At 34.2% G+C, this 15,545-nt stretch carries 14 protein-coding genes; 7 read left to right on the top strand and 7 right to left on the bottom strand.

Annotated elements, in window-relative coordinates:
* Window positions 1–9 precede the first annotated feature (9 nt).
* The 5 genes from JQC67_RS12815 to JQC67_RS12795 form a co-directional block, all read right to left on the bottom strand.
* On the bottom strand, window positions 10–555 hold the full coding sequence (locus JQC67_RS12815; RefSeq protein ID WP_203253322.1) for a carotenoid biosynthesis protein: 546 nt from the start codon (window positions 553–555) through the stop codon (window positions 10–12).
* A gap of 111 nt (window positions 556–666) precedes the next feature.
* Window positions 667–2,127: a 1-hydroxycarotenoid 3,4-desaturase CrtD gene (gene crtD, locus JQC67_RS12810; RefSeq protein WP_203253321.1), complete on the bottom strand. Its 1,461-nt coding sequence runs from the start codon at window positions 2,125–2,127 to the stop codon at window positions 667–669.
* Window positions 2,124–2,822: a lycopene cyclase domain-containing protein gene (locus JQC67_RS12805; protein ID WP_203253320.1), complete on the bottom strand. Its 699-nt coding sequence runs from the start codon at window positions 2,820–2,822 to the stop codon at window positions 2,124–2,126. Before JQC67_RS12805 ends, crtD begins: the two co-directional genes overlap by 4 nt.
* Before the next feature lie 21 nt (window positions 2,823–2,843).
* A complete protein-coding gene (locus tag JQC67_RS12800) occupies window positions 2,844–3,680 on the bottom strand; it encodes a phytoene/squalene synthase family protein (RefSeq protein ID WP_203253319.1) in 837 nt (278 codons plus the stop codon).
* Window positions 3,681–5,147, bottom strand: a complete 1,467-nt coding sequence (locus JQC67_RS12795; protein WP_203253318.1) for a phytoene desaturase family protein — start codon at window positions 5,145–5,147, stop codon at window positions 3,681–3,683.
* A 496-nt stretch (window positions 5,148–5,643) separates the two neighbouring features.
* On the opposite strand from JQC67_RS12795, the gene JQC67_RS12790 reads away from it, so the two are divergent.
* The 5 genes from JQC67_RS12790 (at window position 5,644) to JQC67_RS12770 (ending at window position 8,999) form a co-directional block, all read left to right on the top strand.
* A complete protein-coding gene (locus JQC67_RS12790) occupies window positions 5,644–6,051 on the top strand; it encodes a nuclear transport factor 2 family protein (protein WP_203253317.1) in 408 nt (135 codons plus the stop codon).
* A gap of 14 nt (window positions 6,052–6,065) precedes the next feature.
* Entirely contained in the window at window positions 6,066–6,635 is a 570-nt protein-coding gene (locus tag JQC67_RS12785; protein ID WP_203253316.1) for a nuclear transport factor 2-like protein, read from the top strand.
* A gap of 91 nt (window positions 6,636–6,726) precedes the next feature.
* A complete protein-coding gene (locus tag JQC67_RS12780; protein WP_203253315.1) occupies window positions 6,727–7,710 on the top strand; it encodes an aldo/keto reductase in 984 nt (327 codons plus the stop codon).
* 78 nt (window positions 7,711–7,788) lie between these two features.
* Window positions 7,789–8,358: a Crp/Fnr family transcriptional regulator gene (locus tag JQC67_RS12775; protein ID WP_203253314.1), complete on the top strand. Its 570-nt coding sequence runs from the start codon at window positions 7,789–7,791 to the stop codon at window positions 8,356–8,358.
* 71 nt (window positions 8,359–8,429) lie between these two features.
* Window positions 8,430–8,999, top strand: a complete 570-nt coding sequence (locus JQC67_RS12770) for a hypothetical protein (protein ID WP_203253313.1) — start codon at window positions 8,430–8,432, stop codon at window positions 8,997–8,999.
* Here the strand turns inward: JQC67_RS12770 and JQC67_RS12765 are convergent.
* Both JQC67_RS12765 and JQC67_RS12760 read right to left on the bottom strand, forming a co-directional pair.
* Window positions 8,996–9,694, bottom strand: a complete 699-nt coding sequence (locus JQC67_RS12765) for a LytR/AlgR family response regulator transcription factor (protein ID WP_203253312.1) — start codon at window positions 9,692–9,694, stop codon at window positions 8,996–8,998. The genes JQC67_RS12770 and JQC67_RS12765 overlap by 4 nt on opposite strands.
* Window positions 9,695–9,699: 5 nt before the next feature.
* On the bottom strand, window positions 9,700–11,379 hold the full coding sequence (locus JQC67_RS12760) for a histidine kinase (protein ID WP_203253311.1): 1,680 nt from the start codon (window positions 11,377–11,379) through the stop codon (window positions 9,700–9,702).
* Window positions 11,380–11,520: 141 nt separating this feature from the next.
* On the opposite strand from JQC67_RS12760, the gene JQC67_RS12755 reads away from it, so the two are divergent.
* Together JQC67_RS12755 and JQC67_RS12750 are read left to right on the top strand one after the other, a co-directional pair.
* Entirely contained in the window at window positions 11,521–14,430 is a 2,910-nt protein-coding gene (locus JQC67_RS12755; RefSeq protein WP_203253310.1) for a serine hydrolase, read from the top strand.
* A 9-nt stretch (window positions 14,431–14,439) separates the two neighbouring features.
* Window positions 14,440–15,150: an alpha/beta hydrolase gene (locus tag JQC67_RS12750; protein WP_203253309.1), complete on the top strand. Its 711-nt coding sequence runs from the start codon at window positions 14,440–14,442 to the stop codon at window positions 15,148–15,150.
* The last annotated feature ends 395 nt before the right edge of the window (window positions 15,151–15,545 follow it).

Raw genomic sequence — 15,545 nt, 5'->3', positions numbered from 1 at the left:
TGGCTCGTATCATTTCTTAATATAAACTGTGAATACTATAATAATAAAAAATCCGAGTTGGCTATAAAACAACCAGCGTGCAGGTTTGTTTTGTGTATTTACTTTAAACTTCTGAATAGCCCAATTGAATAGTAAAGCTAAAAGAAACCATACGATATAATTATTTATTGGCGGCGTGTTTTTTGAAAACAACCACATATCCATTAAGGGAGCTGCTTTTTCAAGAACCACATCATAAAGTAACATCAACGTGGCCGCGCCTATGGTTATTAAAATATTTTTGGATGTGTATTTAGAAATAATACTATTAGAAGCATACACTAAGAAAACCCAATTGAGACCAATGACAATAGGTACATCGGCAATTTTAGCACCAAGGCCTTCACCATATTCATAAACTCCAAATATCTTACCAGTTGCTACTCCAACTATTTCAGTTAGAATACTTAAAACAAATATGCCAGTTAAAACGGCAACTGTAGTTGTATTCCATTCTTTATGATGTGAAAAGATTGCGATAGCAACTAAAACTAAAGTATATGGGGTAATAAGCATAAATAAATGGTGCGTGTGCGGGGAGAAATATAATGCCAAACCTACACAGTAAAAAACTATGAATGTTATTGGCAGACCCTCGTTCACTATATATTTAAATATCTGACTCATTTATACCGCAGGTATTTCTTTTGCAACAATTTTAGCACTCGCTAAACAGAGTGGTATTCCACCACCGGGGTGAACACTTCCACCAACAAAATACAAGTTTTGAACACTTTTAAGAAAATTTGGATGTCTTAAAAATGCTGTAAACATAGCGTTAGAAGAATTACCATATAGCGCTCCACCTTTACTAAACGTCTGTTGTTCAATAGTTATTGGCGAAGCAATTTTCTCATGCTCTATATAGTCTTCAATTGTTGTATTAAGTGATTTGTTGATTTTATTTATAATATGCTGTTTCGTTGTGCGAATTAACTCGTCCCAATCTGCCGTACAATTTGAAGGTGCATTTACCATCACAAACCAGTTTTCACAATTTTTTGGGGCATCACTTTGTACCATTTTTGAACTGACAAAAATATAAACAGTAGGGTCTGAATCTATCGTTTTTTCTTGAAATAAATTGGTAAACTCTTTTTTATAGTCTGCACTAAAAAGAATGTTATGTAAATCTAATTCTGGAAACTCCTTGTTTATCCCCCAATAAAATACCAATGCCGAGGAAGAAGGTTCTAAACTATCTATTCGCTTTTTTTGAGGGTGATCCATCAAATTGTTCACCACATAATTGATATCTGAATCTGATACGATTCGATCAAAAGTCATTGCTGTATCACCAACAGTTATTCCAACAGCTTTTTTATTTTTTATATCGATGGATGTTACTAATGCATTGAAATTAAATTGTACCCCATGTTTTATTGCAAGTTCATAAATGTGCTGTACAATTGAATACATGCCGTTATCTGGAAAATAGGCACCCAGATTATTTTCGAGATGTGCGATGACGTTTAATGTTGCTGGTGCTTTATATGGATTAGAACCATTGTAGGTTGCATATCTATCAAATAATTGAACAAGCAACGGACTTTTAAAACTACTACTATTATCACCATGCATGGTTTTGTAAAAGCGAATTTTGTGTACTTGAAGTAGCGATTTCAAAACCGATAATTTCAATAAGTTCTTGGCCTTATGCAAAGAATTAAAAAGAAAGATATCTGCTGTGATTTTATAAATCAATGAAGCTTTCTTAAAATATTTAGATATATTTGAAGGATCTTCACCTAGTTTTTCAACACACTCATCAGTGAATTTTTGTTGATCAGACCATGCTACAAGTTGTTCACCACTATTGTAAAAGTACTTGCACAACACCTCAAGTTTTTTGTAAGCAAAAGTTGCAGGTACTGTCTCACCTGCTGCACTGTATAATTCTTCTACTAATTCGGGTAATGTAAATAAAGACGGACCAGTATCAAACCGATACCCTCCCATTTTAATTTCGTCAATTTTTCCACCGGGAGAAGCATTTTTTTCAAAAACAGTTACATCATGTCCTTTTGAAGCTAAACGGCAAGCGACAGCCATACCCCCAATTCCAGAACCGATTACTGCAATTTTCATCCGTTTTTATTTTTTTTAGATCTCATTTCTAAAACATGAGTAAGCGCTAATGGTGATAATAGCAACGAAAAATTATAAAACATATCTTCTATGGGAATTGAAAAAATACGAATTCCTAAAATCGCTTGTGGGTTGTAATCAAAAACAGCTTGTTCAATTCCTGTACCTGTTAAGATACCGTTTACAATAAAAAAAGGAATCAATAATATCGGATAAATTGCTAAATAATATTGTACTACTTCTTTAGCAAAATAATAACTTAATAGAAGTACTACTGGTAAAAAAAGAAAATTAATGAAGGTATAATTAAGGTCTCTATTTAATAATGAAATTAATAGCGAACCGAATACCATCAAATATGTTACAATTTTAGTCCATTGCGCATTTAATTTAAATTTTGGGAAATGAAATTGTACTGCGTAAAATGAGAACGCACAAGCATACGGAATGGCAATAAAAAAAAGATATTCTTCTAATGGAAGTTTATTTATATAAATACCTGAATTATACATGGGGTTAAAAAACCAATACCCTAAATCGGTGAAGATGATATCCCAGGCAACAAAAACTACCATTGTTATAAAAATTGCCGGAAGTAAATATTTCCAACGCGTATAAAGTCTAAGGTTTTTTTCAAAACTCATTGCTAGAGGCCCAGCGAGTGAAACAAGTAGTATGATTAAATAAAGCGACATAGTATGAGATTTTCGTATGCGCTATGCCAGTGCAAATTTTTTGGTTGTGTAAATAGAAATTAAAGCCCACACTTTTATTCTATTTGGTATGCGTATTCGTTCATTCAATAATTTCTCAACTGGTGTACATTTTATCTTTGTCGTCAATTTACTATAATACAAATAGGCAGCGTACACTCCGTTTCTTGAATTATCAGGCAGTAATTTTATTCCCTCTAATGCTAGTCTAAAATCTTCGTCAATATCTTTAATAATCTTTTTCTTAACGTCTTCATTTAGTTCGTTGTCTCTTAATATCGGAAAATAAACTCGGTGCAATTGATTGATGTCGTTATTAATATCACGCAAGAAATTTACCTTCTGAAAAGCAGAACCTAAACGCATGGCAGCAGGTTTTAAAGCTTCATAACGTTCATCATCACCATTTACAAAAACCTTAAGACACATTAGACCCACAACATCTGCTGATCCATAGATATAATCTTTAATTTCTTGGTCATTGAATTCTTTTTTTGATAGGTCACTTCGCATACTTTTTAAGAACGCTTGAATTAGCTCATCATCAATATTGTATTTACGAACAGTTAATTGGAATGAATTAAGTATGGGATTAAGACTAATACCTCTATTAATTGCTCGGTAGTAATCTTCTTCAAAATCTGAAAACAAAGTAGCCTTATCGTAATCGTGAAAAGTATCAACAATTTCATCTGCAAAACGAACAAAACCATAAATGCTATAGATGCTTTCTTGGATTGATTTGTCAAACAATTTTATTCCTGCAGAAAATGATGTACTATAATTTTGCGTAACAATTTTACTACACTTAAATGATACCTTATCAAATAACTCCTTCATCTACTTATTTTTAAATTTCTTAAGTGTAAGATCTGCCGCAATCTTCCCTGATATAATAGTAGTAGGCACTCCGGGTCCGGGTACAGTAAGCTGTCCGGTATACACTAAGTTTCGTACTATTTTATTTTCCATTTTCGGTTTTAAAAACGCAGTTTGCATTAACGTATTCGCTAATCCGTAGGCGTTACCTTTATAAGCGTTATAATCTGTAACAAAGTCACTTACACCAAACGATTTTTTGAAAAGTATAGTATCAATCAAACTTTGATCGGTGATTTTTTCAATGCGTTTGATTATCTGATTAAAATATTTTTCACGAATTGAATTAGAATCTTCTAACCCCGGAGCCAATGGAATTAAAAAAATACCAGCTTCTTTTCCGTCGGGAGCCATTGTATTATCAGTGATACTAGGAAAACTAGTGTAGAACAAAGGGTCTTTAGGCCAAGAGGGGTCACCGTAAATAGTGTCAATATGTTTATCGAAATCGGTATCAAAAAATAAAGTATGGTGATTTAGGTTTTTCAACTTTTTATTGAATCCAACAAAAAACAATAACGCAGATGGCGCAAATGTTTTTTTCTCCCAATACTTTTCGTTGTAATTTTTATAGGGTGCATCTAATAATGTTTCTGTATGATGATAATCAGCCCCAGAAACAATTGCGTCAAATGCCAAGAACTCCTTATTAACAATTAACCCCGTTGCTTTATTTTTATCAACCTCTATTTTTTGTACGGATGCATTTGTTTTTATTTGCACTCCTAATTCAATCGCCAATTTACCAATACCCTCAATAACTTTGTAGAATCCGCCTTTTGGATGCCAAGTTCCCAAAATCATATCAGCGTAATTCATAAAGCAATAGAATGTGGGAATGTTTTGTGGTTTAGCCCCTAAAAAAATAACCGGAAATTCTAGTATCTTAATTAAGCGTTCACTGGTAACATTCTTGCGTATGGTTTTACTAATTGAAGTAACGAATTGATTTAATCGACTGGCCGTTGCAAAAGTTACGAGTTCTAATGGAGATTTTCCCGGACGATAAATAACTTCATCCATAGCAGCATTATAATTAAACTCTGCCATTGAAAGAAACTTTTTTAAAAACTTGCTACTACCCGGTTCTTCTTTTTCGAAAGCCTTATAAAGCATTTCAAGGTTTACAGATATATCTATAGCATCGTCTTTTTCAAAATAGACTTTGTACCCTGGGTCTAGCCTTGAAAGTTCGTAGTAATCAGATCTCTTGCGATTAAAATCTGTGAAGAAGCGGTCAAAAACATCGGGCATCCAATAAAATGTGGGACCCATGTCAAAACAAAATCCGTCTTTTTTAAATTGGCTAGCTCTACCACCAATGGCTTCATTTTTTTCGAATATTGTGACATCATTACCTGCTTGTGCTAAATAACAAGCAGCTGATAAACTCGAAAATCCTGAACCGATAATAGCAATTTTTTTCATGCAATTTTACGATGATGCAATATAAATATAATCACTACTTAAAAGGATTACTACAGTTTATTCTCTGGGGATAGAGGTATTGGTCTGAAGTGCTGGTTAAGCATTAAAACTATATAAAAAGCTATATGATTCTTACTTCTTGTTACAATGTATTTTGACAACTTAATGTCTTTTGCAAAAGTAATAATCTTTTTCAAACTCGCCTATTTAAAAAAAATGCTAAGAATACTATTTTACCAATCATGCTTATGCGAATTTAGTAGTCGTTATTTGTATAAAAACTTTATGATTATTTGAATTTATTACTACAATTCTGGTACAAGGTTTATTTCTGAAATAACAGCACTAATTGTGATGAAATAAATGATACAGCTATAATTAATTTTACGTAACTGCTATTCGATAGGTTTGTGTATTTTTAGAACGCTAAAACCAAAAATCAAACAAGAGCGATATATTCAATTTTGCTTAAAACCTAAAAACTAAATAAAACATCATGGACAACAACCAAAACATTCAAGTTATTGAGAATCTGTATAAGGGTTTTGAAACAGGAGATATACCAGCAGTTCTCGGGTTAATGCATTCGAATATTGAATGGAACGAAGCAGAAAGTAATTCGCTTGCAGATGGTAATCCGTATGTTGGGCCTGATGCTATTTTAAATGGAGTTTTTGCGCGTCTTGGTGCTAACCATGAGTACTTTAATTTAAAGGATATTGAAATCCACAATATGAGTGAGAATAAAGTTTTGGCGACACTTCGTTATGATGCTAAAGTAAATGCAACAGGTAAAGCCTATAATGCGCAAGCAGCACATTTATGGATGTTAAATAGCGAAGGAAAAATTACTGGGTTTCAGCAATTTGTAGATACAAAGAAATTGGCAGACGCTGAGCAGTAATTACATATTGACCTATGAAAAATATTGTATTCATTTTTTTGTTAATGTATCTCTTTACGGGATGCGAAAACAAAAAAATCACCCATCAAGAAACCGTCACTTCATATTATAAAGCTTTTGATTCGGGAGATTATAATAAAATAAAAGCACTTATAGATGATAGCCTTACCGTTGTTGGGGGTGATTTTATAATGCCTTTTACACCCGATAGTTTTTATGAACAGTTTAAATGGGATTCCATTTTTAAACCATCCTATGAAATACTTGAATTAGAAGAAAAAAATAATCAGATTATTGCCACAGTTGCATCTCGTTCATTGCGTTATGCTTTTTTAAAAAACAATCCCCTTACCTGTCGTTTCGCAATCTCTTTTACTTCTGGTAAAATCTCAAAAATTGAAGACTTTGAGTATATCGATGCTAATTGGAATGTTTGGCAAAAAGAACGAGATTCTTTAGTGCAATGGACAAAAATTAATCACCCTGAACTTGATGGTTTTATAAACGATTTATCAATGAAAGGTGCATTAAATTATATGCAGGCCATTGAACTTTATGAAAAGAATAAACATGCAGAAAATTAACTACATAATAAATAAAATAGTAAAGCTAGTCCTTATACACGCTTAATAAAAAGGATGTATTTTTTAGTACTAAAATCGTATAATAGTTAAAATGAAAAAACGAAACTTAGGTAAAAATGGATTTGAAGTAAGTGAAGTTGGCTTGGGTTGTTGGCAAATTGGTGGCAATTGGGGTGATGGAATAGAGAAAACAAAAGCTTTTGAAATTCTTACTGAAGCTGTTTCTAATGGGGTGACTTTTTTTGATACTGCTGATGTATATGGTGATGGTAAAAGTGAAATGCTTATTGGAGAATTTTTTAAAAGTTCGAATGCAAACATTAAAATTGCGACTAAATTTGGCCGTAGCTCCAATGTTTTTCCTGATAATTATAACGAACAAGCCTTACGCGATAGTGTAGAATCTTCAAGAAAACGCTTAAACGTAGATTGTATTGACCTCTTGCAATTACACTGTATTCCAACTGAAGAATTAAAAAAAGGTGAAATTTTTAATTGGTTACGTAATTTAAAAAATGAAGGGAAAATAGTTCATTTTGGTGCAAGCGTAGAAAGTGTGGAACAAGGCTTACTATGTCTTGAACAAGAAGGATTACAGTCACTACAAGTAATATATAATATTTTTAGACAAAAATTAACCAAAGAATTGTTGCCTCAAGCCTATGCAAAAGGTGTCGGAATAATTGTGCGTTTACCCCTAGCCAGTGGTTTGCTTTCCGGTAAGTTTACACGCAAAACAACGTTTTCTGAAAATGATCACCGGAATTTTAATAGCGATGGTCAAGCCTTTAATGTTGGTGAAACCTTTGCGGGACTTCCGTTTGATACTGGTGTTCAATTGTCAGATGAATTGAAAGAGTTATGTCCAGCAGATATGAATTTGGTTGAATTGTCACTTCGCTGGATTTTAGATCATAAAGAGGTATCCAGTATTATACCGGGTGCCAGCTCCCCTACCCATGTTTATGCAAATGCAGCAACTAGTAATTTAACTGCATTGCCTGAAAAACTAATGCGAGATTTGGAAGAATTTTATACAAATAAAGTTCATAAGCATATTAGAGGCGTTTATTGAATTCTAGAAATGTTAAAACGCATTCCTTATATTTTGTAGAAATTATAATTGTCACTTTTGTGTTAATAGAGTTGAATAATGCACGATAAAATAAAGCCTATAATTGATTCAGTTACGCCTATGTCAAGTAGGGCTATTGAAAAAGTTCAAGATTTAGTTCAATTTCTTACGCTTGAAAAAGGGGATTTCATCACTGAAGTTGGTCAAAGAGATAATTTCGAATATTTTGTACTTGATGGTATTTGCAAAAGTTTCCTTTTTAATCCGGAAGGTGAAGAAATTACCTTGTCATTTTTTATGTCAAATTCAATAATATCTCCTTTTACGACACGAAATAAAGATGGACAATCCATTCTAAATATTAAATTCTTAACCAAAATGGAAGTGGCAACCCTACATGCTGAAAAATTTGAACAATTGATGATTGATGACCATGAAATTAGACATTTCGGTAATACAGTTTTACGAAATGAATTGATGGCAAAGGTTGATAAAGAAATTGGTCTAGCATCCCTTCCTGCGAAAAGTAGATTACAAATTCTAAGAACAAAATATCCAAATATTGAGAATTGTATTGCTCACGCCGATATTGCTTCTTACCTCGGAATTACTACTATTTCATTAAGTAGATTACGAACACAATCGTAATGCTTATCATTTGTTAATGGATTTCTGTTTTGGGATAAAGACCTTTGTCTTTTAACCAAATACGAATTACAATGAAGTTATTACACCAGGTATTATCTAGAACAGCTACAGTTAAAAACATATGGTTTTTGTTCTTATCAAGTCATCTCATTTTAGTATTGATGATGACCTATACTTTTCCAAAAATAAACAAGGAAATTGGCACAAAAGCCTTTGATTTACAAACTTTTGGTTATTCATTTTCAGACGCTACCTTAATGGTTAATGCCATGAATGACAAAACTATAAACCTCTATCTATTTCCACAATTATCCGTGCTAGATGTACTGTACCCCTTTTTGTTGGCCTTGTTCTTAAGTAGTCTTTTATTTCGTTTGTTCCGCCTTACCAAAACAAATCATAATAGAATTAATTCAATCCTGTTAATTCTTCCCTTTTTTGCAATGCTATTTGACTATTTAGAAAATATTTGCATCATATTAATGATTACAAAAAGCTTTGAGTTTTCAAATTATTTTGTTGCAGTATCAAGTACATTTACAATTATAAAAAGTGTATTAACCACCTTTACATGGCTATGTATTTTGTTTTATGTTTTTAAGTGGGTTTTGTTAAAGAAAAGAATTGTTGTTGGTAGTTAAAGCCATCTTTCTTTAAGGATTTTGTATTTTGTTCTCCCGATGGGAATTAGCTCCCCATTTTTTAGCTCAGCCCAATATTTACTACCAGATTTTACGATGATTTCTTTTACTTCAGATATTTTTACTAGGTAAGACTTATGGATACGTATGAATGTACGCGACAGCAACTGCTCTAGTTTTTCAAGTGATTTGTCATGAAGTTCTTTTGTTCCATTTTTAAGAAAGAGTTCTGTGTAGGTGCCAGCTCCTTTGATATAGAGTAATTCTTCAATAGGTACTAGTTGTACCCTACCTCTTTTTTTGATGGCCAAAAGTTTGAGCTCATGACCTTCTGAAGTTTCCTTAGTTGTTGCTCGGTTAAAAGCCTGTTCCAATCGTTCTTGATTAAAGGGCTTTGGCACAAAATCTAAAACGCCATATTCAAAAGCAGTAATTGCTTGGTCTTTATTGGCAGAGATTATTATGGTATGAAACGATTTAGAAACCGATGTGGTCAGTAAGTCAAAACCGTTTTCACCATTAAGATTTAAATCTAGAAGTACAAAATCGAGGACATTATTTTCAATATAATGCAACGCCTCTTGAAATGAGCTGCTTAGTGTAATTGACTGTAAAGCGCTACCAAAAATAGTACGTGTCATACGTTCTATCCTTTTGGCTATTCTAGCTTCATCTTCAACAATTAATATGTTCATTTTACTTAAGAATATATTTTAATGACATTTTTCCAACCGTTTCTTGTTGGCTCGGAACTAAAATCCCATTTAGTTTGATAACTTTCTGTAAGTCGTGCCTTTATGTACTTCAATCCAGTGCCTTCTTCAATTCTATTTGTTGTATCCTTCACAGTAGTAGCAATCGTTAAAAACGTATAATAATTATAATCACTTTTCGACTCAAATAGCAGTTTAAACTTGATGCTATTATCTGCTAACGGAAGGCTGTGCGTAATTCCGTTTTCCAACAGGGTATGTAAAACTGCGGGTGGTATTTTTTGTTCAAAGTCTATCCCCTCCTCTATCCATGAATAATTTATTTCTTTACGGTATTTCATAATCTCAAGATGAGTTCGACAAAGTTCAATTTCCTGTGAAATAGGCACCAAGGTTTTATTTTCCATCTGATTGATTAAATCAAATTCCTTTGCTAGAGCTTCAATAAATAAAACGCCTTTTTTTGGTGCTTCTTCTATCCAATCTATTAATGAGGTTAAGGTGTTCATGAGAAAATGCGGCTGAATATTCTTTTTCAATAATTCCAAACGTAGGCGTGAAGATTGAACGAGTGAATTTTCATATGCCAATCGTTGTTCTTTTATATTGATGGAAAGCAGATACAACATCCCCAAAAGAATAAGACCTAGACCTACATAAAGACTAATGCTAAAACTAGTTGCAAAATAAACTCCAAGAGACAAAAGCAAGGTTAACAGTACAAGACGTGCACCTTTAATTTTTTTATAACCACCATAGAGTACTATTCCAAAGGAAAAAAACCACATACTCACCACCATGTTGAACGCTTTAAAATCAAAAGCATGGTGGTTAAGAAAGAAAATAGATAACAGTATTACTCCATATATAAAAAGTGCTATTTTTTGCCTAGGATATGGAAACTGCATAGAAAAATAGAACGGTATCAAAAATGAAATTCCCAATAAAAAAGTGCTGATAATTTGTAATCTAATTACGTGTAAACTGTAATGCATAGGTATATATCCTTTGCTATAAACCGTTAATGTTAGCGCAAACACAAGAAAGCAACATATACTAAAAACAAGAGTTGAATATGCTTTTTTGTTGCTAAGGAATAGAAAAAAGAAGTAAAGAGAGGTAATTAAAAATGCACCTGCAAAAATGTGCATATATGCGTTTTTAACTGAACCTCTGGTCAGTAAATCATCATAATAGTCAATCTCTAAATCATCAATTCTTGTATGGTCCGGAAAATAGTGAAGACTCGCTCGTAGTGCTAAAACATGATTACCGGAATTTGAAAGATGATTAGGAATGCTAAACGTAGTCCAAAGTTCTCCTTCAGAAGGCATTTCACCTTCTTGTCCCGGATTTCCGTTTTTTCCAATCATTATACCATCCCAAAAAATCTCGTATTCGCCATAGGCTTCCAATTGTATACCATATTGGCGTAGTGATTCTGGCGCTTTTAGAATATCAATAGAGTAACGATACCACAGTATTTGATTGTCTTGTATTTTAGGTGCTTTTCGTATCCAATGAGCATCGTTCAAAGCTTTGGCCGACCAGTCTGCCTGATCACCAATTTTGTATTTCACGGAATGAATCTTAAAAACAGGGTCTTGAGCATATACAGGCTCAAGCATCAGCATCAAAAGAAAGAAAAGTAAAAATCTTAAGTTCATTAACAATGATTTATCTATACAAGCTAAGGAATATTAATGGCTTTTTAGTGCAGTTTATTATGGTATAGAGCAGTTGGCAAGGTTTTGATGGCATGCAAGCAAGAAAAAAACATATTTTGTAAGATATATAAGTAAGCGCACATGAAAAACAAAACGGGACTACTACTCTTAATTCTTCTCATACAAACAAGCACTAGCCTTGCCCAACAAAACAATAGTCCAGCACCAGAGGCTACAGTTGCAGAAATAAATGAAACAATTAGTGGGTCTGAGGCTCCATTTTGGAAAATCGCATACCTTAAGGAACCTTTTATCGATACTGCTCCAAAAGATAGAAAAGACGGTATTCCTTTAGGCAAATTAGGAGTGGATGGAGGTAATAAAGCAATGGTTCTTAAACTAGCCCAAGAAATTGCCGATAGTTTACATGGTAATTTTGATAGTTTTCTAATTGCCCACAAGGGCAAGCTTCTTTTTGAATCTTATTATTTACGTGGTCGTGTTAATCTGCCACATCCGCAAGCATCGGCTACCAAGGCCTATACAAGTCTGGCGCTAGGTCGTGCTATTCAGCTAGGTTATTTGACTATGGCTGATTTAGATAAACCTTTGGTTAGTTTTTTCAAAGGTTTAGACACAAAAAAGTTTGTTGCCGGTGTTGAGACAATAACGTTGCATAAGGCACTTACGATGCGTGGAGGGCTTAGCATAAGTGAAAAACAAAAAGAAGCATTCAAGAAAAACCCCTCTAAGTTAAAAGGCCAAGGACAAATTCAAGCCCTTCTAGAACATAGTGCGCCCATTACGCCGGAGTCTCAGCATTTTTTATATGGCAATTACAATCCTGCCTTGGTGATGCAAGTACTTAATACCGTTGTACCTGGCAAAGTGGAAGATTTTATTAAAAATGAAGTATTGAATAAATTAGGTATAGTGCACAGTGGTTGGGGTACGGAAGACCTTAGCGGACTACCCTATGCGGGGAGTAGATCAAGCATAACTTCGCGTGATATGGTTAAGTTGGGCATCTTAACAGCTAATAAAGGCAAATGGAATGGTGAACAGTTGATTCCCGAAGCATTTATTGCCAAAGCAATCAGCAGGATTCTCACTACTGGTGATGATGATGTCTTTGGAGGAGGAAAAGATGTCTCTAATCAGGGGTACGGTTATTTCTGGTGGAATGCAGATTTACAACATGGCAATAAAAGTTATTACAGCACCTCTGCACAAGGCGGTGGTGGTCAATTTATTGTTCTAATTGAAGAACTTGATTTGATGGTTGTGGTTACTGCTCATAATCAAGATAACAAAACCCTGCAAATAATCGCAGAGCGAGTTCTACCTGCTTTTATTCAGAATTCAAACCCAACTATGGGTGAAAATACTGTTGGTCAAGAAGAAATTCCTTTCCTTCAAGGACCTTATCTTGGTCAAAAACCCCCAGGTTTAACATCTGAACTTTTCGCTCCAGGTATTGTTTCAGTTAATGGAAGGTACGAAGGTGCTGTTTCCTTTTCTCCAGATTTAAAAGAAATCTATTTTGGAGCTAATAATGAAAACGAAGAAACAGCTATCTATTTTTCAAAACTTGAAGACAATAAATGGACTCCCATTAAAAGAGCAAACTTTACCAAAGGAAGGAAAAAAGAAGAGTTACACCCATTCGTAAGCCCTAATGGCAAAAGGATTTATTTTACCGCTGTGGATTCTATTTTTAAGGATGAAAAAATTTGGTACGTAAACCGTTTTGAAGATTCTTGGAGCGATGCGCTTCTACTCGATTCTCCTGTAAATGACGATTTGGTATTTTTCCCAAAACAAGCTAAAAATGGAGACTTGTATTATTTCAACTTATCAGCAAGAAAACCATATTATGCGCCCAACAAAAACTGTGAATTTCCCGTGATACAAGAACTAGACCTCGAATTTGGTCATCATGTATGCATTTCGCCATCTCAAGATTATGTATTAGTAACTGCTCGAAACAAAGAAGATGAAAGTAGAAAAGACAATGATGTTTATGTCTGTTTCAAGAATCAAGACGGTACATGGGGCAAGCCCATTAACTTGGGAAAAGCAGTAAATTCTGATTTTAGCGAAAAAAACCCCACCATCACTCCAGATGGTAAATATCTATTCTTTGGAAGAGCTGAGAGAAAAGGAAAAGTTGGTCTCGCCAATATTTATTGGGTCAGCACAGAGGTCATTGATAAGGTAAGGCCAATTGCTCTTCAAGAAAATGATTCATTAGAATTTCCATTGCTTACTGGGCCCTATATGGGACAAAAGCCACCTGGTAAAATGGCCGAACCTTTCGCACCCGGAATTGTTACTACAGAGCATCGCGAACTGAGTGGATTCTTTTCGCCAGATTTAAAAGAGTTTTACTTTAATAGGAATGGCGGTAGCTATGAAAAGCACGCATTGGTTGTTTTTAAAAATACAGATAATCGATGGAAAGAATCATATGTGATGCCCAGAACAGGCAGACCAGTGTTTGCTCCTGATGGTAAAACCATACATTTGGGAAAGAAATATATGGAACGCACTGAAACGGGCTGGTCAGAAGTAAAAAGCCTCGGTTCTTATTTCGAGGACTTTCGTATTATGCGGCTTACATCATCCACAAAAGGAACCTATGTTTTTGATGAGGTAGGCTCTGACGATGGAGATGGTGTTATTCGTTATTCTCGCTTCATTAATGGGAAGCACGAGACACCAATACCGTTTCCCAAAGAGATTAACAATGGCAAATTTAATGCCCACCCCTTCATTGCCCCTGATGAGTCTTATATTATATGGGATGGCGAAAGGGAGAACGGTTTCGGTGATTCTGACCTCTATATTAGCTTCCGACAGAAAGATGATTCATGGGGCGAGGCTATTAATTTAGGAGATAAGATAAATACAGAAGCTTGGGAGTCTACCGCGTTCGTAACACCTGATGGAAAATATCTTTTCTTCAACAGAAATGTAGGCTCACCCGACTACGAGAATGTAGATATCTTCTGGGTAGATGCACAGTTTATTGAAAACCTGAGACCATAAAAAGAGAGTATGAAATCAAGCACAATAATAATGCTGACAATCTTTCTAATTGTGAATACTGTCTTTGCTCAAGAAGATTCGGCAAAGAATGGTACAAAAACAGAACAAAGATTGTCTTTAGAACTTCCTAGTATACAGGTAATCCCTATAAAGGACACGCAGACTGACAGGCAATATGAACTTTATGTTAAGCTACCAGAGGGGTATTCAGAAAACAATGCCATTCAACACCCTGTGATTTACTTTACTGATGCGATGTGGCATGTGGAATTATTATCTGGTTCAACAGAATACATGTTAGAAGATGTTATTCTAGTTGGAATTTCATGGCAAAAAGATTTGATGGATACGAAACCTTATAAAAGCAGATTTAGGGATTACTCGATAAAAAAATCAAACAGCGCTGAAAAACAAGCCAAGTATCAATTTGGAGAAGCGAGAAATCATCTAAATTTTATTCGTAATGATGTGATTCAATATGTAGAAAGCAATTATCGAACAGATCCTGATAACCGTACATATTTTGGGTATTCACTTGGTGGTTTATTTGGCTCATATATAGTATTGACTCAACCAAATTCATTTAAAAATTACATTCTTGGAAGCCCATCACTTCGGACCAATATCCCATATCTTTCAAAGCTTTCTGATTCACTATCAAAGTCGAACAGTCTGAATGTTAACATTTTTATTTCAATGGTACCCTTGAAAATGAGTTGAGCGAACTCGTTAAAGAATTTGTAACTCTTCTGAAAAATAGAAACGATAAGAGTCTATCCATAGCGCATATTGTAATCGAAGGTAGTCATCAAACCGCATTTCCGATGACTGGCGTACGTAGTATAAAATGGTTGTCAGACGTATTGTCGCCTAAGAATTTGTAGGGCCTAATATGGGGCAAAAACCACTGGGCTCAACACCTGAAGTATTTGCTCCTAGTATAAATAATACCATATAATCAAACCTTTAGTTTTTATAGAATTAACAAAAATTATGTTTTTGATTAATGGTCTATATATTAAAGAAGTAATGTCTTACTAAAAGGGATTGTGTATTTTTATAAGGTCTTTGGCCTAATCGCTTCAGGATAGATTTAATAATATCAATCGAGAAAT

Source organism: Aurantibacter crassamenti (assembly GCF_016811105.1).
GTDB lineage: Bacteria > Bacteroidota > Bacteroidia > Flavobacteriales > Flavobacteriaceae > Aurantibacter_A > Aurantibacter_A crassamenti.
Note: the sequence above shows the minus strand (reverse complement) of the source record. Positions and strands in the feature narration are given on the sequence as shown.